Here is a 17034-nt window from a genome sequence, read left to right as displayed (position 1 = left end):
GATCGCCTACCCCTGATTTTCTATTTCTGCTGCAGCTCGTCGCAACAAGCCCTCTAGCGCGGCCTTTACCGTTTGTCGGCGGACCTCGTCGCGGTTGCCGGGGAAGTGCTGGCGCTCGGCCGTGACCTCATCACCCACGCCAAACGCCAGCCATACCGTGCCCACCGGTTTGTCCGGCGAGCCGCCGTCCGGCCCCGCCACACCGCTGACCGCCACGGCGAAACGCGCCAAGCTTTTCTCCTGGGCGCCACGGACCATGGCCTCCACCACTTCCTGGCTCACCGCGCCGACTTTGGGAAACAACGCTTCCGGCACATTCAACTGCCGGGTCTTCTGTCGGTTGGAATAGGTGACATACCCGGCCTCGAACCAGGCCGAACTGCCCGGGATGCGCGTAATCGCTTCGGCAATGCCACCGCCGGTGCAGGACTCGGCAGTGGTGACGTGGGCATTGAGCACCTGCAAGCGGCGACCCAGTTCGGCAGCCAGTTGAGTGATTTCCTTCACGGTCGTCTCCGGGAATGAGCGGGGGTTCGCCTACCCTACAGGAGCCAATCGGCCACGCAAGTTGCAACGTGCGTCAAAACGCTAACGGGCGATGGCTTGCACATAGGCCTGACAAGCACACCCCACCTGCCGTCACCACCAGCAACACAACCAGCCCGATCAGACGGGCACGCACAGCACCTCCCTGGCTCGCGCCCACAGTTGCAAACGATGATCCAGCCCATTGAGGCCACCATTGATCCGCCGAGTGATAGTGGTGAACTGATCCTTGTCGGCCAGTTCGTTGAGGCCATTGCTCTGCCAGAACCACGCAGCGGACTCACAGGCCCACTGCGGTTGCTCCAGCAATTCCGGTTGTCGCAACAGCCGATCATCACCGAACAACGCCCGGCTGCACGCCAGGTAGTTGCGCCGCCCGGTAATCTGGATCAGCCCCCGGCCCCGATACCGCTGACCATCGCCATCCGCTTCGGGCGTATTACCCAGACGGGCAGCAAGAGCGCCGGTGTCGTACTTGCTGAGGTATTGATCGCTGCCCAGTTCACGTACGTAGCGCAACTCGCCGGATTCGTGGCCGATTTGGGCGAGGAAGGCAGCGATGCGTTTTGGCTGATCAACCTCGAACCTGGACATTGCCACGTTCAATACGGGCAAAAAAAAGCCCGCTCTGAAGCGGGCGCCAGGCAAGATCTGGATCAGTTGAGAAAGCGTTATAACCATGGTTCTTCACGTCTCGAAATAAAACCTGTCACAACATGACCGACGACAACCAAGACAACGCACCGGCCGATTGGCAGGACGGGGGATGGCTAATGGGCCAGCCCCAGCGCCGTGACCGAGCTGCGATAGCCTTTCTCATCGTGGGTGTGGATCACCTTGTCGATCGACCAGCGCCCACGCATGTACGCCGGCCAGGACTCGTCCAGCAGCACCAGGCCTTCGGCGCAGAGTTGCGGGTTGCCTGGGCATTCGATGACCAGCGTCAGCGCTTGCTGGCCGACACGGCGCAGCTCGCCTTCGGCCACGGCCCGGGCTTCGGTTTCGTTCTGGCAGCGTTGGCGCAAGGTCTTGAACGGCGCGCTGCCGACCTGCACCATCCGTTCGCTACAGCGGGTGTTGTCCCACCAGTAGACCCGACAGCCGCGGTATTTCGAGCGGGCCTTTTCGTCGATCTTGGCCGTGATGAACGCCTGGCTGCCCGGGCGGTTGTCCTGGGTGACCGACAGCGTGACATCGGGCAGTTGCTGGCCGGACAACGACTTGACTTGCCCGCTCTGGGCCAGCACGTACAGGTTGTCGATCGGCTTGCACACGGCGCGGTAGCGCGCCGCGAGCCGGGTGAGAAAGCCCATGTCGGTTTCGTTGGACTGGTCGATATGGGTAATCGCAATCCCTTCCAGCGCCGGCGCCACACGGGGCGAAAAACCATGGCGCATCACCAACTGGCGAAACAGCGCGCCCAGCGTCGTGGCGCCATGGCTGACCGAGCGTCGCTGACGATAGCCGCTGACGTCCGACACACTGAACGGCGCAGCAGACGCCACGATGTGCAGGCGCATGGGAAACAGCACTGGCGTGCGTTGCGTCACCACGAACTCGCCCTTTTCCACCAGCCCGGACTCGCGATAACCGACCCGCAGGCCGATCTTGCCGCCCAGGCTCGGCAGCCCGTCCAGCCCTTCGGTATTGATCGTCAACTCCAGCCGGTCAGACTCGATGCCGGCGGCGTCGGTATGGGTCCAGCTCATCACCCGCTGATTGAGCAGCGCCGCATTGGCGCCGTAAAACTCCACGCTCGGCGTAAATCCCAAGGGCATGACGCCTCCTTAATCCCAGGCGGTGACAGGGCGCGCAGCGGCCGGCTGCGACGGTACTTCAGGCACATTCACCCAGACGCCCGCCGGCAAGACCGGGCCCTGCTCGGCCAACGCGGGATTCAAGCGCCAGAGCATCTCTTCTGCGGCATCGTCACAACGGCCCAGCTCGCGGTACAGCAGCAGGTTGACCGAATCACCGGCAATGCTTCGTGCTCTACGCATTGACGAACTCCTCCAGGGTGAGTGTCCAGCCGATAAGCATGGCCGTGCCGTCATCGATCACGCCGCTCTGATTCTCGGCAATCGTATTGATGCGCCACAGGCCCCAGTTGCGACCGATACCGTCGACCAACGGCAACGGTCGGCGCTCGGCCTGCAAGGCACGCAGCTCGTCGAGCCGTTGCATGCCGGTGGCGTACATGGCTTTGCCGGTGAACGTCAGGGTTTCCGACTTTTGCCCGGACTGCCGCGATTGCGGTTTGCTGGCGATGATGTCCAGGCTGGTCCAGCCGCCATCCGAATTGCGCGCGAGCGTGTCATAGGCAAAGTCGCGAGCCAGTCCGAAAATGAAATTGCCCAATACCATTTGTTGTCGCATCAGACCCTCCCATCATTCAAAGCGGCGCCGCTGCGCGCGCCCAAGAGATCACCCATCGACAGCGGCGTGAACTGCGCTTCGATCTGTTGCACCACCAGGGTGGCCAGCTCTTGATTGCTGGCTTGTTCAGGCGCGTTGATGGTGATTTGCGGAGCGAAGGTGAGTGCTTGATTGGCCGCCTGGGCAGCGCCGAGGTTTTTGCTGACGTCAGCCGGCGGGGGCAGGCGGTCCGCAGGGCCCATGACTTTTTCGCTCAGCCATCCGCCGAGGTCGCTGCCGACAAAATTGCCCACGACGCCCCCGACGGCCTTGCCCAGCAGGTTCCCCGCCACGCTGCCCAGCACGCCGCCCAACAGGGTACCGGCGCCCGGAATGATCGAGCCGAGCGCGGCCCCGGCGATGCCGCCAACCCTGGCGCCGACGAACCCGCCAATGGCACTGCCGGCGTAACCACCGGCCACCGCACCGCCGGCCGAAGCCACTCCGGTGCCGACCGCCTTCATGTCGCCCGACGCCAGCCCACGGCCAATGTCGACACTTGCGCCCACCAGCATCAGCGGCAATGCCGCTTTCTCAACCGCGCTGCCCACCTTGGCCACCTGGCCGAACAAACCCTGGCGCCCTGGTTTGATCGAGGCGCCTTTGGTTTTACCCGGTTTGGTTGGGGTGGATGTGCTTTCGCCCGTCTTTCCAGCGCCAGAACTGGCCGGTGAAGCGCCACCGCCGAGGATTTTCTCTGCGGCCTTTTCGTACAGTTTGTCCGTGACCGCGCCAAAAACTCCAGAGACCAACGGCGCCAACGCCGCACCCGCCAGACTCAACGCGGCGGTGGTTTTCGGCAGCGCTTCGGCCAACGCCGTCAGGCCATCGACAATGTCGGTGAGGAGCATCAGCGAGGTATCCACCACCGGCGCCTGGGCTTTATCGACAGCGGTGGAAAGGCGCGTCGTACTCGCCTCATAAGCTTCCCGGCGCGCCTGGGTCGAAGCCGGTTCCGTGGAGGTCTTTTTCTCGGTGGCGCTGCCGTCAACCGTCTGCCGCACTTCCAAACTCTTGAGCAACGAAGCGTTGAACGTCTCAAGGGTTTCCCTGAGCAGCACCTGCTCCATGACCAGGCGATTGATCACCACGCCCGCGTTGGCCAACGCCAGGCCCAGGCTTGAAAAGGGTTGTTGTACGGCATCCAGCGGTGACGGCCCGACAAGGTTTTGCGGCTGAGGCCGCGCGTCATCCGTGACGCTTGCGCTGTACGTCAGCCCGGCCGACGCCAGCGAATAATTGATTTGCATACCGCTCTACTCCTGTTTGACGCCAAGGCGAGTGATCGCGATGTCGTAGCGGCGCAAGGCTTTGGCGGCATCCCACTCCAGGATTTCCGCCTCATTGACCGAATAAACCAGCGGCACCACATCGAGGATTACGTCGATGTCGCGTTGCGAAAGAAGGCCGCCGGTTGATTTAAAAAATCGTTGATGCGCACCTGCAACTCGGTCCAGTCGGGCACCGTGAGTTGGGCCAGGTCGGGGATCATCAGGCCGGTGCAATGGGCGGTGATGAACTCGGCACGTTCCTTGTCGCTGGCGAGTTTTTTCATCACCTTGGTGGCACGCAGGGCGGGCATTTCCAGGGGCAGGTCGGTGTGGCTACGACCGGCGGCCTCCAGAGGCAGCAGCAGCTTGACCGGCGCATCGGCCGAGGCATCTTCGGGTTCGCCACGGAAGAACGACGCAGGACGCGTCGACATCTCGTGTACGTACTGGGCAATGCTCACGTAATCCGGGCGCTTGAGCTGGTCGAGTTCGTTTTCCGACAGGCCGGTGGCGAGTTTCGCCAGTTCGAAGAACTGATCGTCCTCGTCGTCACCGGCCCGGGCCAGCGCATCTTTCTGCGCGGCGTAGTACAGCGGTTTGAGCTGAACCTGCTCGATCTTCGCGCCGGTATCGGCGGTGATCGAAGACAGCAGGACATGCAGGGGTGGCATCCAGGCCATGGGGCAATTCCTTGGTCAACAACTGTTGAAGAAAACGCAGATACAAAGATGAGCGCGGTCAATGTGGGAGCCGGGCTTGCCCGCGAAGGCATCACCGCGGTGCAGCAGATAAACCGGGTCGCCTGTATCGCAGGCAAGCCAGCTCCCACATTGACAGTGCCCACCTCAGATCACGGGGTCTTTAAGGCATCAGCACCGCACGGCGGGCATCGCCGAGGATGTCCACGCCGTTGAGCACGAACTTCTGGGTGCGCACGTCGATGTCGATTACCGGGATGCCGTTTTCCAGGCGGTTGTAGGTGCGGCAGGACAGCTCCAGGGTGGTGGTGGCCTTGTCACCCATCTTCAGCTTCGCCTCCTCCAGGGATTTGAGCTTGCCGCCGACGGTGTGGTAGGTGAAATAGGTCTTGCCGTCCTGGTCCTGGCCGGCTTCACGCACATTGAGCAGGATGTCGTCCCCCAGGCGCACGCCCAGGGCCAGCATCACTTCCGGGCCGGCGCCTTGCAGCACCAGCTTGGCACCCAGCACCTTGCCGTTCTTGGCCATTTCTTCGGCGATGAAGCGGCCACCGGACATGGCTTCCATCTCGAACTCGATCTTCGGCGGGGTGAACTCTTCCACCGTCGCGGACAACGGCAGGCCTTGCAGGGTGGCCGCAATGGCCTGTCTTACACGGTTGGTAAACATTAGAGAACGTCCTCCAGGAACTGCTCGATGATTTCATCGCGGGCATTGAGTTGATAAATCATGTGTTCGTTCGGCGCGTAGCGGCCGTAGTCGATGACGATGTACCAGGTGCCGTTCTTGTACTTCTCGACACTGTTGAGTTCCGGGTGCAGGTACACGCTGCCACCGGGAATGGTTTCGTCGGCGACCAGGGTTTGCAGCCAGTCGTTGATGCGCTTGACCTCCTGGTCCATGAAGGACTTGGTGAGGTTCTTGGCCATGGCTTTCTGGCCGGCCTTGACCAGCTTGCGGCTGATGGCGTCTTCCAGGCCCACGTAGCTGATGAACTTGCCGGTGATGGACCGGTTGCCCAGCAGCGAGAAGCCGCCAAGGATGGTGCGGGCGTAGTAGCTCACGCCGTAGCGGTTGAGCAGGTCGCCTTCGGTGGAGGTGTCGAGGATGTTGTACTCAACCACGCGGGAAACGTCCTCGGCGAACGTCACCTGGTTGCCCGGGCTTTCCCACTGCTTGACCTTGGCCAACGCGGCGATGGCCAGGGACGACGGCGACAGGAATACGTTTTTCTTCGCCGCCCTGGAGTACACCGACGGCAGGTTGTGCACCAGCAGGCAACGGTCGAAGCCGAGGTCGGCACCGCCCAGTTCGCCGCTGTACTTCACTTGATCGGCGACGCTGACGTCTTTGCCATCCAGCACCACACGGGCCTTGATGCGTTTGCCGAACGCGGCGAACTCACCGGCCACGGCCTTGGTGCCGGTAAAGCCCGGCGCGCCAATGATGGTCAGGTCTTCCGGCACGCCGGCCAGCGCGGCCAGGCCCAGCTTGCGACCGGTCACCGGCTCGTCGCCGCCGATCACATTATTGACGGTGTCCGCCGGGGTCGCGCCCTCGTCGACGATCACCACATAGACCGGCACCTTGACCACTTTGAGGATCTGGTACACCGCCTGGAACAGCGTGCCCGACTCGGTACCGGTCGGGTCCAGCAGCGCCTGGGTGGTGAAACTGTTGATACGAAACGGCGCGTTCTTGGGGATCGACGCATGGGCCTTCGGCGCGGTGCCGACCAGCCCGATCACGTTATCGCCCAGGCCACCCATGGCCTCGGGGGATTCGGTGGCGTTGACGGTGATGCCGTTGTGCTCGAAGTTCAAAACCTCAGCCATGATTAGTCAGCCTTCTTGGTAGTGGCCTTTTTGGCCGGGGTGGTGTCCTTTGCGGCGTTCAGCACGCTGGTCAATTCCAGACGGCCAGCGGCGCGCAGGGCGGATGCTTCGACGTCCATCAGTTCCAGTTCCTCACCGACGGAGGACCAATGGCCGGCGCCGGTGGGGAATGGGGTGAGGACGGTGTAGGTTTGGCGAGTGGCCATTGGTGGATCTCCGGGCGAAAAAAAACCGCGATGTGCGGTTTTGGGTGATAAGTCGTTGCCTACTTGGTTTGTTCGACCAGCCAACTCGGTGGCTCCGGACGGTTTTCAACCATGGGGAAATTCGCAGACTGTGGCCAGTCACGTAACTGCTGCAGGTAGTTCAACAACTCGGCGAATTGATCTGGTGCCAACGTGGTCGTAATGGCCAACTCCAATTGATCGCGGTGCCGATCTCTTATTCCTGTCGCGGTCGCCAGTTGGCGGTCTCGCCATGAGCGCTCCTTGGCCCCCAACTGCTCGGAGGTGAGTCCGGGCGGATCGACAGTGACCGGAAAGCCTTGATCATCAGCAGCAATGATCCTCCCTGCGGCGTTTTCGGAGCGAAGTTCAGCGTGACGTGCGTTCGTGATCGCCTGACAAGCCTTATCAGACGGCTGCATGCCGGGCAGATAAAAACCGCCCGTTTCTGCGCAATAAAAGATGCTCATGGTTATTTTCCGATTCCGATGATGAACATATCCCTGTTATTAGCTGCAATCGTGTAAATATCTTGCCGATCAATGACCACTGTTGTTTTTGTCAATGCTCTGTACTGCGCACAGACGCCATCTTCAGCACGTGCAAATGGCGAATATGTTGCGCCGGAGATGGCGTAGCATGCGTCCGGCCATGCAAGTGGCCAAGTGAACGTTGTGGATTGGTCACCCGGTATCGAGACCCGACCGTACTGGATCAATAGACCACCCAGCCAAGTAGGAAACAGAATGTACCCACTGACGACGGCGAAACTCATTGCAAAGCCGAAGCGCATTTTCTTTGGAGTGATGATCGTTGCGTCATCCGTGCCAACGTCAGATTGAGCCTGCGAGGCAATTTTCGCGGTACCTTGAGAGGCTTCCGTGGCTTGAGTTGCGAGGGCCGCAAGGGCCGCAACATCAATATTTCCCTGATTAACCGGCGCGTTCCACGCCTTGATGCACCACATCACCGCCAGGTTGCGTGGTCGAGTCTCGATACCTCCCTCGGACTGAACATAACTGCTGCTGTTAGTCTGCGTACCACTGGAATACATCGTAGTGAAGCCGCCACCTGCTGCGGCTTCTCTGACAGTGATTCCGTGGTTGTGAGCTTTTAGCTGATCACTCTGCCAACTTCCCGCAGTGCGGCCAACGTCTACACCCCGACCATGATCCCAACCGCGCAAGAACTCCCCGCGCGACTCTGGCAGGCGAAAGAACCCGGCTGGCTCATTACCGGTGTTGAACGTAGTCCCTAGATACGCCGCCAGGTCAGGGTAGGTCGCAATGCTCTTCACACTGCCGTCCAACTCCAGGTATCCGGGCGGCACAGCAGCTTTGGGGAACGGCACGATCGATCCGACGGGCACGGCAGATTTCAAGGTATCGAGCTCGCTGACCAGCGCTGCAACGTCGATGTTTCCCTGGTTGATGGGGGCGTTCCAGGCTTTGATGCAGTACATCACGGCAATACTGCGTGGGCGTGTTTCATTCGCAGTGCGAGGGTCGCCGTTCACGCCATCAGTAATCGGTGTGGCAACTGTAGGACCAAGGACCGTATCACCTGCTTTATTGGATACGAATGGCCCATTTGACGCTTCACTGATAACGCCCGCCCTACCACGCAACTCATGACCATGGCCCTGGAAAGAGTCTGCGCGCCAACTACCGATTACACGCCCAGCATCCACCCCCCGCCCATGATCCCACCCACGCAAAAACTCCCCACGGGACTCCGGCAGTCGAAAATTCCCAACGCCCTCATCGCCCTTGTTGAACGCCGTCCCCAGGAACTTCGCCAAGTCCGGATAGGCCGCCGCACTCTTGACGCTGCCGTCGATTTCCAGGAAACCCACCGGGACCTTGTCGACCGGAAACGCGACCATCGATCCCACGGGCAATGCCGAAGACTGGGCAATCAGCGTCTCGATCTCCGCCTTCGAATAGGTGCCCTGCTTCAGGTAGTCCATCACCCAGGCCCGTGTCGCCTTCACCACTGTGTCGTCAATCAACAACGTCACGATCGAAGCGTTGCTGGTTTCGAAGATCGAGCGGATGTAGAACTCTTTCCCCGACCCGGACGTGGCCAGCACCGGCTTGTAGGATTCGGGGTATTTGACGATGGCGTACAGGATGCCGGTGTCGGTCCACAGCCCGGCCTCGCGCACATACCAGCCGCCAACATCGGAGGGGATGGTGACTTCGGCCATCAGCCAGCTGGGGTTCTTTTCGTCCTGGAACAACGCGTTCAACGGGCCGCGCCAGACTTCGCGTTTCAGCGCTTTTGCGCTGGCGTCGGGGTTGTAGACGGCGCCGTTGCCGTCGCCGACGGAGATCTGCGCCAGTTTGATCGGTACGCCTGCGGCCTTGCAGGCGGTTTCGTAGGCGATCCCCGCATTAGTGAGCAGGGTGTAATAGTCAGCCATTTAATGCTCCTGTGGATAAAGGGTGGTGGTTTCGACGGTGTAGAGACCGGCCGCCATAAAAGCGCGTCCTGTGGCCTCGACCCCTGCCAACACGTTGGGGTAAATCGTGGTGAGTTCGCCGCACAGCGTGGCGGCGCCGATGCTGTGGCGACCCGAGGCGCTCAAGCCGACGGAAATCGACAGAATGTCGCGCTCGCTTTTGGCGTCCGCCAGACGGCGGTCGAGTCGGGCGTCGACGGTTTCGCTGTAAGGCAATTCGGTCCAGGCCCGTACGGCAAAGCTGTAGGGCACGCCGGGCGGTGTCTGTTCGTACCAGGCGCGCACTTCGGGGCTCAGTTGCAGCCCCTTGGCGGCGTTTTCCAAGGCCTGGCGGGTGCCGGCCTGGCGTGCGGTGGGCCAGGCCAGTTTGACGGTCAGGCGCTTCTCGATTTCGGGCGCCGTGGTGCTCCACTCGTTCACCGCCCGATCCGCCGCCAGGTACGGCAGGAATGCTGCCGGGGTTCGGTCCGGGTCCATCAATTCGGGAAAGGGTGGCGTGACCCGCTCCAGTAAATAACCAAAACCCAGGTCCAGGGCTTTTTCCAGGGGGGCGCTGTTGACGGGCAACAGGCTCGGTTTGGGCTCACTCATAGTGTGCGCACCTCCACCTCGACACCCGTGCAATACGGGGCCTGGAACGCGGTGCTGATAATCGGCGCCAGCGGTTCGAGGATCTGCAATTGCACGGCGCCGGCGCTGTGGATGGCATAGTCGATCCAGCTGGGGTCCACGCGGCCTTCCAGGCGGTGACACGAGTCAGCGTAGGTTTGCAGCAGGTTTTGCGCCGCGACCTGGGTCAACCCCGAGTCGGGGCCGGCGTTGATTTTGGCGACCACACGAATCTTGTAGCGTTGAATCTGCGCCCCCTGGACGCTGACGAGATCGGTCTCCGGGCGTACATCGGGCCGTGCGAAATGACGCCGCACGCCGTCAAGCAAATCGGCGGACGGCGTGCCGTCGCCCTCCCGTGAAAGCACGGTGACCATCACTTCGCCCGGTGCCGTGCGCCGACCGTTGCCGTCCTTGACCTGGGCCGCATAGCCATCCGGGTCGAAGGTGTAACTGACGGTGACCACGCCAGGCGTCGCGCTTTGCACCTTGACCGAAGGCCGCTCACCGAGAGTGAACACTTCGCGGCGATACTGCATGCGCGAACCCGCCGCCGGCGCGTGGGGCGCCAGGTAATAGCGCAGGCGGGCGTCGTCATCGCTTTCTAGCACCGGCGGCACCGGCGGGAATGCCGACGGGTCACCGGGGTCGAGTACCTGGCGCTCCAGGCCCATGTCGGCCAGACGCGCATCCAGGTTGCTGCCGGTGGCCCACCACGCCAGCATCTGCTTGATGCGGGCGTTGTATTTGCGCTCGTGGGTTTGCAGGCGCACGCAAAACGCTTCCAGGGCCAGGGTCAGCAGTTCGCTTTCGTTGTCGAGACTGACCTTGAGCTTGGCCGCATTCTGCGGCGCGCGGGTGGCGACGTAATCGATGACAAACGCCTTGAATTCCGCCAGCAACGGTTCGAACGCATCGACGGCGATGATGGCCGGTTCCGCCAGTTGGTTCTGGCCAGGGATCAGCATGCTCATGTGACGACCTCGAAGGATTGTTGACGGTTTTTCCAGGTGCCGGCAAAACGCAGCAACAGACCTGCGCCCTGGCGGCTGGCGACGATGACCTGGGGTTGAAAGTCGGTGATGCCGTTCTGGGTGTTGTAGAACGCCTGGGCGGCATGGCTCTGGGCGAGGATCAGCAGGTCATCGCCCAGGTTCTGGCCGAGCAGTTGCGGGATCATCGAGCCGTATAGCGGGCGCTTCTGCCGAGTGCCCACGGGGGTAGTCAGCGCTCGGGTGGCACGCTGCACGAATTGCAGCCAGTCATCGACCGCTGCCCCGGTGTTCCTATCGATTCCGATCATGGCAAATCCTTATGCGCTGCTGATCACGCGGCCCTGGTGATCGACCACCGGACCGCTCAGGTGAATGCCGGCGGCGTCGAGCACAAGGCCGCTGCCACCGAGTTGCAAATTGATGCGGTCGGCGCTCATCAGCAGCATCGCCGCGCCGACCGTCGCCGTGACCTGCTCACGGGAACCGCTGACGGTGGTGGGGCCGTTGACCCAATTGAAGGTGTGGCTGGCATCGTCGTAATCGCTTTGAGTGCCGTCCTGATAGCGGCGCCGCGTCAACGACGCCACACCGGACACTGGTGGAAACTGGCCGCTGTTGAGGCCGAACAGGGCGACCGATTGTTCGCCCCCTTCCCCACCGCCATAGTTGAGCAGCAGGCATTGTTCGCCCACCGAAGGAATGCGGGTTTCCGTCTGCGCACCTGCGCTGGGGTTGAAGAAGCGGATGGACGGCGAGAGCAACTCACCGTGACTGACCCGACAGGTATTGCTGGCCGGGTCGACCGCCTGGCAGACGCCGATCCGGCAGAAGCTTTCGGCACGGCGGTAGAGGTCGTCGAGTTGGGCCTCCATTTCAGCCAGGCGCTCGACAATCGGCCCCAGTTGCATGCGCAGCAATGCATCGAACATGGGCGACTCCTACAGGGGGCGGTATTGATCCGGGTCGTCGATGTTCGAGACTTCCCAGGTGCGGGCAAACAGCGGAATACCGGTGGGATCTTCGAGCAGCAGCGGTCCGATATAGAGGGTTTGGGTGAAGGACACGGTCCAGGTGTCGTAGTCCGTTTCCGTACTGACTGATACCGACGGTGCCGCGACAATCTCCATAGGCAAATCGCACTGGTCTGGAGGCAGACCCCAGCGGTTATCCAGGGCCAGGTCCATCAGTTGGCTGGCCAGGTCGCAGGCCGCGAAAGGTGCCGAACCGCTGGCCACGGTGGCCCTGAGTGAAACCGACAAGGCGTGGGCCTTGCGGCCCTCGACTGAACGGGTGCCGGGGCCGTTGCGCTCCACGCTGATCAGTACGCCGGCGCCGGCAAAGTCGTGGTGATTGCCTACACGCAATTGTGGGAAAGCACTTTTCAGCGCGTCTCCAATCGCGACAGGTAGTTGAGAAGGTTTTTCGAGAGGTGTCATCGCGTTGCGTCCTTGCGGCGGTTATTGCTGATCCGGGCGGGAGGTCGGGGCCTGGTTGACCCCGATGCGTTTGGCCGCCCAGCGTTCATACAGGCCGATGGCGACGTCCGCGCCAGCCATGGCCGTGAGGCAACCAATGGCGCCGGCGGTCCAGATCGACATGCCGGCGGCATAACACAGCATCAGTGCCGATACCCCGCAGACCATGCACGCTCCGGAGCGCAGGGCCAGGCGCCGTATCAGCGACCAGCCACGGGCGCCCTCCTTGTCGGCGCGCCACATCTCGCCCGACACCCCGCCGATCAAGGCCAGTGCGATCACCAGCCAGATAGGCATTTCCGCTAACGCTTGCTGCTCGTTTGTCATGTCACGCCTCCTGGCTGAGCATTACCGGCAACGGGCCGGTTTCTGGGTAAATCCATGGGTAGGTAGGCATTCCAAAAAGCCCGGTTGCCCGGGCTTTTCAGTAATGCGGTCCTTCTTCGATCTTTCGGCGCTACTGGCGCGGTACGGATCTTTCCTCGATGTTTTTCCGACCACGATCCCTGTCTGCCGGATAACTGCTTCTGGTGCTTTACGCTGCACACCCGGGTCAGTTGCCAACCCTCTGAACCGTTATGAGGCCGGTTCATCGCTGCCTGTTCTTGAAGCGGTGAAACTAAAGAGCGTCGGCATCCTTGCCGGTGTTGCCTGGCATCCCTGCCATCGCTTCGATGGCGTCCTTGCCGGTGTTGCGTGCCTTCCTTGTCTTCCTTGGCGGCATCCTTGCCACCTCCACCAGACCTTGTTGGCTGGCTTGAGACGAAGAATATGCATGTATGCATATACAGTCAATGCATAAATGCATTTATTTTTCCTGATGACATGCATCAATGCATCAAAAGCCTTGCAGGCACTGGGCTGGATGATTTTTACAGGCGAAAAAAAGCCCGCTCAGGTGCGGGCTTTGTCTTGGACAAGGCGGTCAGCGGGCGTACATGCCCCACCAGAACACGTGGCCGAGGATGCTGATCTGCTCCTCCTGGATTTCTTGGAAGCTGTAGTCTTCGTCCGGGTGTTCATCACGATTGAAACTGCGCAGGCGAATCCCGGAAGGCAGGCGGTAGAGCTGTTTCACCCGTAGTTGACCATTGTGATTGATGGCATACAAGTCGCCATCGACGATATCGCCAATGCCGCTCTTGCCCGCATTCACGCCGACCGTCGCGCCGTCGCGCAACACTGGCAGCATGCTGTTGCCACGCACGGTCACGCACTTGGCCTGGTCGAACTGCACCCCGTTGTGCCGCAGGCTGCGCTTGCCGAACCGCAGGCTGGCCTTCTCGCTTTCCTCGATGACGAATCTTCCTGATCCAGCAGCCAATTCAACCTCGCGCAGAAAGGGGATCGACACCTCGTCGTCATTCACGGGGGTGTCGTCATCCCACAGGCTTATGTCCTTGAGTTCCGAATGCATCGGGTCACGCCCCTCCTCCCGCGAAACGCCCACCGCCGCGCGGCCGCGCAGCTGGTCGGTGCTCACGCGAAAGTACTCGGCGATACGGGAAATGTGCTTGTCCGAGGGGTCAACGATCTTGCCGCTGAGGATCCGGGACAACGTGGATTGAGGCACGCCGGTACGCCGGTGAAGCTCCGTGGGGGAGATCCGGTCGCGGTCCAGCAGTTCTCTTAAGACGGATGAAACGTTGCGTTTTTGCATAACAGGGATAATGGCGGGGGATTTCGGGGTTTGCAAATGCTGATTTGCATATTTCCAGCATTTACCTTGCCGGGGTACCTATCCGCTTGTGAACTGCGCCCGCCCGACCTCGCGTGTTAACCTTGCCGCCATCGCAAAATCGCAGGGCGGAATGCCCCACCTTTGCCCCACTCCTTTCAACGAATTTGCCTACTATCCGATGAGTAAGAACACTCCCGAGCTGTCCTCCCACACCCCAATGATGCAGCAGTACTGGCGCCTGAAAAACCAGCACCCTGATCAGTTGATGTTCTATCGCATGGGCGACTTCTACGAGATCTTCTATGAGGATGCGAAGAAGGCTGCCAAGTTGCTCGACATTACCCTGACGGCGCGTGGGCAGTCGGCGGGGCAGTCGATTCCGATGTGCGGGATTCCTTACCACTCTCTGGAAGGTTACCTGGTCAAGCTGGTGAAGCTTGGCGAGTCGGTGGTGATTTGTGAGCAGATCGGCGATCCGGCGACGAGCAAGGGGCCGGTTGAACGTCAGGTGGTGCGCATTATCACGCCGGGCACGGTGAGTGACGAGGCGCTGCTGGATGAGCGCCGCGATAACCTGATCGCCGCCGTGCTGGGGGATGAGCGGCTGTTCGGGCTGTCGGTGCTGGACATCACCAGTGGCAACTTCAGCGTGCAGGAGATCAAGGGCTGGGAGAATCTGCTGGCGGAACTGGAGCGCATCAACCCGGTGGAGTTGTTGATCCCGGATGATTGGCCGAAAGACCTGCCGGCGGAAAAGCGCCGTGGGACCAAGCGCCGTGCGCCGTGGGATTTTGAACGTGATTCGGCGCTGAAAAGCCTGTGCCAGCAGTTCTCCGTGCAGGACCTGAAAGGCTTCGGCTGCGAAACCCTCACCTTGGCCATCGGCGCCGCCGGTTGCCTGCTCAGTTATGCCAAGGAAACCCAGCGCACTGCCCTGCCGCACTTGCGCAGCCTGCGCCATGAGCGTCTGGACGATACCGTGGTGCTCGATGGCGCCAGCCGTCGCAACCTGGAACTGGACACCAACCTGGCCGGCGGGCGTGACAACACCCTGCAATCGGTGGTCGACCGTTGCCAGACCGCCATGGGCAGCCGCTTGCTGACCCGTTGGTTGAACCGCCCATTGCGCGACTTGAGCGTGCTGCAAGCGCGTCAGTCGTCCATTACCTGCCTGCTGGACGCTTACCGCTTCGAGAAATTGCAGCCGCAGTTGAAGGAGATTGGCGACATCGAGCGCATCCTGGCGCGGATCGGTTTGCGCAACGCACGCCCCCGTGACCTGGCTCGCCTGCGTGACGCCCTCGGCGCGCTGCCGCAACTGCAAGTGGCGATGACCGAGCTGGACACGCCTCACCTGCAACAACTGGCCGTCACCACCGGCACGTACCCGGACCTTGCAGCCCTGTTGGAGAAGGCCATCATCGACAACCCGCCAGCCATCATCCGTGACGGCGGCGTATTGAAGACCGGCTACGACGCCGAACTGGACGAGTTGCAATCCCTGAGCGAAAACGCCGGGCAATTCCTGATTGATCTGGAGGCCCGCGAAAAGGCCCGCACCGGTCTGGCCAATTTGAAGGTCGGCTATAACCGTGTGCATGGCTACTTTATCGAACTGCCGAGCAAGCAGGCCGAGTCGGCACCGATCGACTATCAGCGTCGCCAGACCCTTAAAGGTGCCGAGCGCTTTATTACACCAGAACTGAAGGAGTTCGAAGACAAGGCGCTGTCGGCCAAGAGCCGCGCCCTGGCTCGGGAAAAGATGCTTTACGAAGCCTTGCTCGAGGACCTGATCAGCCGCCTGGCGCCGTTGCAGGACACCGCTGCCGCCCTGGCGGAACTGGATGTGCTGAGCAATCTGGCCGAGCGCGCGCTGAACCTTGACCTGAACTGCCCGCGTTTCGTCAGCGAGCCGTGCATGCACATCGTGCAGGGCCGTCACCCGGTGGTGGAACAGGTGTTGACCACGCCGTTCGTCGCCAACGACCTGTCGTTGGACGACGATACCCGCATGTTGGTGATCACAGGCCCGAACATGGGCGGTAAATCCACCTATATGCGTCAGACGGCGTTGATCGTGCTGCTGGCGCATATCGGCAGTTTTGTACCGGCGGCCAGCTGTGAGTTGTCCTTGGTGGACCGTATTTTCACGCGGATCGGCTCCAGTGATGACCTGGCCGGCGGTCGTTCGACCTTCATGGTGGAAATGAGCGAAACCGCGAACATCTTGCACAACGCCACTGAACGCAGCCTCGTATTGATGGATGAAGTAGGGCGCGGCACGAGTACCTTCGACGGTTTGTCCCTGGCCTGGGCGGCAGCCGAGCGCCTGGCGCATCTGCGTGCCTACACCTTATTTGCCACCCACTACTTCGAACTGACCGTGCTACCGGAAAGCGAACCGCTGGTGGCCAACGTGCACCTTAACGCCACCGAGCACAACGAGCGCATCGTGTTTCTGCACCATGTATTGCCTGGGCCGGCCAGCCAGAGCTACGGCCTGGCCGTAGCGCAATTGGCCGGTGTGCCGAACGATGTGATCACCCGCGCCCGCGAACACCTCAGCCGCCTGGAAACCACCGCCTTGCCCCACGAAACCGTGGTCGCCAGCCCCGCCAAGGCCAAAACCAAACCCAGTGCGCCGCATCAGAGCGATATGTTCGCCAGCCTGCCCCACCCGGTGCTGGAGGAGTTGGCCAAGCTTGACCTGGATGACGTAACGCCGCGCAAAGCACTCGAAATGTTATATGCACTGAAGGTTCGGATATAACGCTGACGCGTGCAAGCTGGTAGACTCTCGCGCGGTTTGGGATGCTGCGG

The 17034-nt window shown here is 61.4% G+C and carries 20 protein-coding genes; 1 reads left to right on the top strand and 19 read right to left on the bottom strand.

Annotation, left to right across the window (positions count from 1 at the left end; translation table 11 throughout):
• Positions 1–6: 6 nt before the first annotated feature.
• The 19 genes from ACW9IB_RS11865 to ACW9IB_RS11775 all read right to left on the bottom strand — a co-directional run bounded on the left by ACW9IB_RS11865 (position 7) and on the right by ACW9IB_RS11775 (position 14193).
• Positions 7–507 carry a CinA family protein gene (locus ACW9IB_RS11865; RefSeq protein ID WP_457413758.1) on the bottom strand — a complete coding sequence of 167 codons (501 nt, stop codon included), beginning with the start codon at positions 505–507 and terminating at the stop codon, positions 7–9.
• A 159-nt stretch (positions 508–666) separates the two neighbouring features.
• Positions 667–1227, bottom strand: coding sequence for a glycoside hydrolase family 19 protein (locus tag ACW9IB_RS11860; RefSeq protein ID WP_457365027.1), 561 nt, complete (start codon positions 1225–1227; stop codon positions 667–669).
• 89 nt (positions 1228–1316) lie between these two features.
• Positions 1317–2324 (bottom strand): phage late control D family protein, encoded by a 1008-nt coding sequence (locus tag ACW9IB_RS11855; protein ID WP_457413757.1) that lies wholly within the window; start codon positions 2322–2324, stop codon positions 1317–1319.
• Positions 2325–2333: 9 nt separating this feature from the next.
• A complete protein-coding gene (locus ACW9IB_RS11850) occupies positions 2334–2546 on the bottom strand; it encodes a tail protein X (RefSeq protein WP_457365029.1) in 213 nt (70 codons plus the stop codon).
• Positions 2539–2922: a phage tail protein gene (locus ACW9IB_RS11845; protein ID WP_457365030.1), complete on the bottom strand. Its 384-nt coding sequence runs from the start codon at positions 2920–2922 to the stop codon at positions 2539–2541. The genes ACW9IB_RS11850 and ACW9IB_RS11845 overlap by 8 nt, the downstream gene beginning before the upstream one ends.
• Positions 2922–4211 (bottom strand): hypothetical protein, encoded by a 1290-nt coding sequence (locus ACW9IB_RS11840; protein WP_457413755.1) that lies wholly within the window; start codon positions 4209–4211, stop codon positions 2922–2924. Before ACW9IB_RS11840 ends, ACW9IB_RS11845 begins: the two co-directional genes overlap by 1 nt.
• A gap of 128 nt (positions 4212–4339) precedes the next feature.
• On the bottom strand, positions 4340–4912 hold the full coding sequence (locus tag ACW9IB_RS11835) for a phage tail assembly protein (protein WP_457413753.1): 573 nt from the start codon (positions 4910–4912) through the stop codon (positions 4340–4342).
• Positions 4913–5093: 181 nt separating this feature from the next.
• Positions 5094–5600, bottom strand: coding sequence for a phage major tail tube protein (locus ACW9IB_RS11830; protein ID WP_457365033.1), 507 nt, complete (start codon positions 5598–5600; stop codon positions 5094–5096).
• Complete coding sequence (locus ACW9IB_RS11825) at positions 5600–6766, bottom strand: phage tail protein (protein ID WP_457413752.1); 1167 nt, start codon at positions 6764–6766, stop codon at positions 5600–5602. The genes ACW9IB_RS11830 and ACW9IB_RS11825 overlap by 1 nt, the downstream gene beginning before the upstream one ends.
• A 2-nt stretch (positions 6767–6768) precedes the next feature.
• Positions 6769–6972 carry a hypothetical protein gene (locus ACW9IB_RS11820; protein ID WP_457365035.1) on the bottom strand — a complete coding sequence of 68 codons (204 nt, stop codon included), beginning with the start codon at positions 6970–6972 and terminating at the stop codon, positions 6769–6771.
• 59 nt (positions 6973–7031) lie between these two features.
• Positions 7032–7460, bottom strand: coding sequence for a phage tail protein (locus ACW9IB_RS11815; protein ID WP_457413750.1), 429 nt, complete (start codon positions 7458–7460; stop codon positions 7032–7034).
• Between the two features lie 2 nt (positions 7461–7462).
• Entirely contained in the window at positions 7463–9415 is a 1953-nt protein-coding gene (locus ACW9IB_RS11810; protein WP_457413749.1) for a phage tail-collar fiber domain-containing protein, read from the bottom strand.
• The gene (locus tag ACW9IB_RS11805; protein ID WP_457413747.1) at positions 9416–10045 is read right to left on the bottom strand and encodes a phage tail protein I; all 630 of its coding nucleotides are present in this window, start codon (positions 10043–10045) and stop codon (positions 9416–9418) included.
• Positions 10042–11037, bottom strand: a complete 996-nt coding sequence (locus ACW9IB_RS11800; protein WP_457413746.1) for a baseplate J/gp47 family protein — start codon at positions 11035–11037, stop codon at positions 10042–10044. The genes ACW9IB_RS11805 and ACW9IB_RS11800 overlap by 4 nt, the downstream gene beginning before the upstream one ends.
• The gene (locus ACW9IB_RS11795; RefSeq protein ID WP_457365040.1) at positions 11034–11366 is read right to left on the bottom strand and encodes a phage baseplate protein; all 333 of its coding nucleotides are present in this window, start codon (positions 11364–11366) and stop codon (positions 11034–11036) included. The genes ACW9IB_RS11800 and ACW9IB_RS11795 overlap by 4 nt, the downstream gene beginning before the upstream one ends.
• Positions 11367–11375: 9 nt before the next feature.
• Positions 11376–11987: a phage baseplate assembly protein V gene (locus ACW9IB_RS11790; RefSeq protein ID WP_457413744.1), complete on the bottom strand. Its 612-nt coding sequence runs from the start codon at positions 11985–11987 to the stop codon at positions 11376–11378.
• Positions 11988–11996: 9 nt separating this feature from the next.
• Complete coding sequence (locus ACW9IB_RS11785) at positions 11997–12494, bottom strand: hypothetical protein (RefSeq protein ID WP_457413743.1); 498 nt, start codon at positions 12492–12494, stop codon at positions 11997–11999.
• A 21-nt stretch (positions 12495–12515) separates the two neighbouring features.
• Complete coding sequence (locus ACW9IB_RS11780) at positions 12516–12860, bottom strand: phage holin family protein (protein ID WP_457365043.1); 345 nt, start codon at positions 12858–12860, stop codon at positions 12516–12518.
• A gap of 598 nt (positions 12861–13458) precedes the next feature.
• Positions 13459–14193: a LexA family transcriptional regulator gene (locus ACW9IB_RS11775; RefSeq protein WP_457365044.1), complete on the bottom strand. Its 735-nt coding sequence runs from the start codon at positions 14191–14193 to the stop codon at positions 13459–13461.
• Between the two features lie 199 nt (positions 14194–14392).
• Here ACW9IB_RS11775 and mutS point away from each other — a divergent pair, with 199 nt between their 5' ends.
• A complete protein-coding gene (gene mutS, locus ACW9IB_RS11770; RefSeq protein ID WP_457413742.1) occupies positions 14393–16984 on the top strand; it encodes a DNA mismatch repair protein MutS in 2592 nt (863 codons plus the stop codon).
• Positions 16985–17034 lie beyond the last annotated feature (50 nt).

It is taken from the genome of Pseudomonas sp. SDO524_S393 (assembly GCF_054071875.1).
This window is presented reverse-complemented; position numbering and strand designations above follow the sequence as displayed.

What these genes read in the sequence shown, in the direction of transcription:
- ACW9IB_RS11860 (WP_457365027.1), bottom strand. Translation starts at nt 1,227, where the DNA reads ATGGTTATAACGCTTTCTCAACTGATCCAGATCTTGCCTGGCGCCCGC.
- ACW9IB_RS11855 (WP_457413757.1), bottom strand. Translation starts at nt 2,324, where the DNA reads ATGCCCTTGGGATTTACGCCGAGCGTGGAGTTTTACGGCGCCAATGCG.
- ACW9IB_RS11850 (WP_457365029.1), bottom strand. Translation starts at nt 2,546, where the DNA reads ATGCGTAGAGCACGAAGCATTGCCGGTGATTCGGTCAACCTGCTGCTG.
- ACW9IB_RS11845 (WP_457365030.1), bottom strand. Translation starts at nt 2,922, where the DNA reads ATGCGACAACAAATGGTATTGGGCAATTTCATTTTCGGACTGGCTCGC.
- ACW9IB_RS11840 (WP_457413755.1), bottom strand. Translation starts at nt 4,211, where the DNA reads ATGCAAATCAATTATTCGCTGGCGTCGGCCGGGCTGACGTACAGCGCA.
- ACW9IB_RS11835 (WP_457413753.1), bottom strand. Translation starts at nt 4,912, where the DNA reads ATGGCCTGGATGCCACCCCTGCATGTCCTGCTGTCTTCGATCACCGCC.
- ACW9IB_RS11830 (WP_457365033.1), bottom strand. Translation starts at nt 5,600, where the DNA reads ATGTTTACCAACCGTGTAAGACAGGCCATTGCGGCCACCCTGCAAGGC.
- ACW9IB_RS11825 (WP_457413752.1), bottom strand. Translation starts at nt 6,766, where the DNA reads ATGGCTGAGGTTTTGAACTTCGAGCACAACGGCATCACCGTCAACGCC.
- ACW9IB_RS11820 (WP_457365035.1), bottom strand. Translation starts at nt 6,972, where the DNA reads ATGGCCACTCGCCAAACCTACACCGTCCTCACCCCATTCCCCACCGGC.
- ACW9IB_RS11815 (WP_457413750.1), bottom strand. Translation starts at nt 7,460, where the DNA reads ATGAGCATCTTTTATTGCGCAGAAACGGGCGGTTTTTATCTGCCCGGC.
- ACW9IB_RS11810 (WP_457413749.1), bottom strand. Translation starts at nt 9,415, where the DNA reads ATGGCTGACTATTACACCCTGCTCACTAATGCGGGGATCGCCTACGAA.
- ACW9IB_RS11805 (WP_457413747.1), bottom strand. Translation starts at nt 10,045, where the DNA reads ATGAGTGAGCCCAAACCGAGCCTGTTGCCCGTCAACAGCGCCCCCCTG.
- ACW9IB_RS11800 (WP_457413746.1), bottom strand. Translation starts at nt 11,037, where the DNA reads ATGAGCATGCTGATCCCTGGCCAGAACCAACTGGCGGAACCGGCCATC.
- ACW9IB_RS11795 (WP_457365040.1), bottom strand. Translation starts at nt 11,366, where the DNA reads ATGATCGGAATCGATAGGAACACCGGGGCAGCGGTCGATGACTGGCTG.
- ACW9IB_RS11790 (WP_457413744.1), bottom strand. Translation starts at nt 11,987, where the DNA reads ATGTTCGATGCATTGCTGCGCATGCAACTGGGGCCGATTGTCGAGCGC.
- ACW9IB_RS11785 (WP_457413743.1), bottom strand. Translation starts at nt 12,494, where the DNA reads ATGACACCTCTCGAAAAACCTTCTCAACTACCTGTCGCGATTGGAGAC.
- ACW9IB_RS11780 (WP_457365043.1), bottom strand. Translation starts at nt 12,860, where the DNA reads ATGACAAACGAGCAGCAAGCGTTAGCGGAAATGCCTATCTGGCTGGTG.
- ACW9IB_RS11775 (WP_457365044.1), bottom strand. Translation starts at nt 14,193, where the DNA reads ATGCAAAAACGCAACGTTTCATCCGTCTTAAGAGAACTGCTGGACCGC.
- mutS (WP_457413742.1), top strand. Translation starts at nt 14,393, where the DNA reads ATGAGTAAGAACACTCCCGAGCTGTCCTCCCACACCCCAATGATGCAG.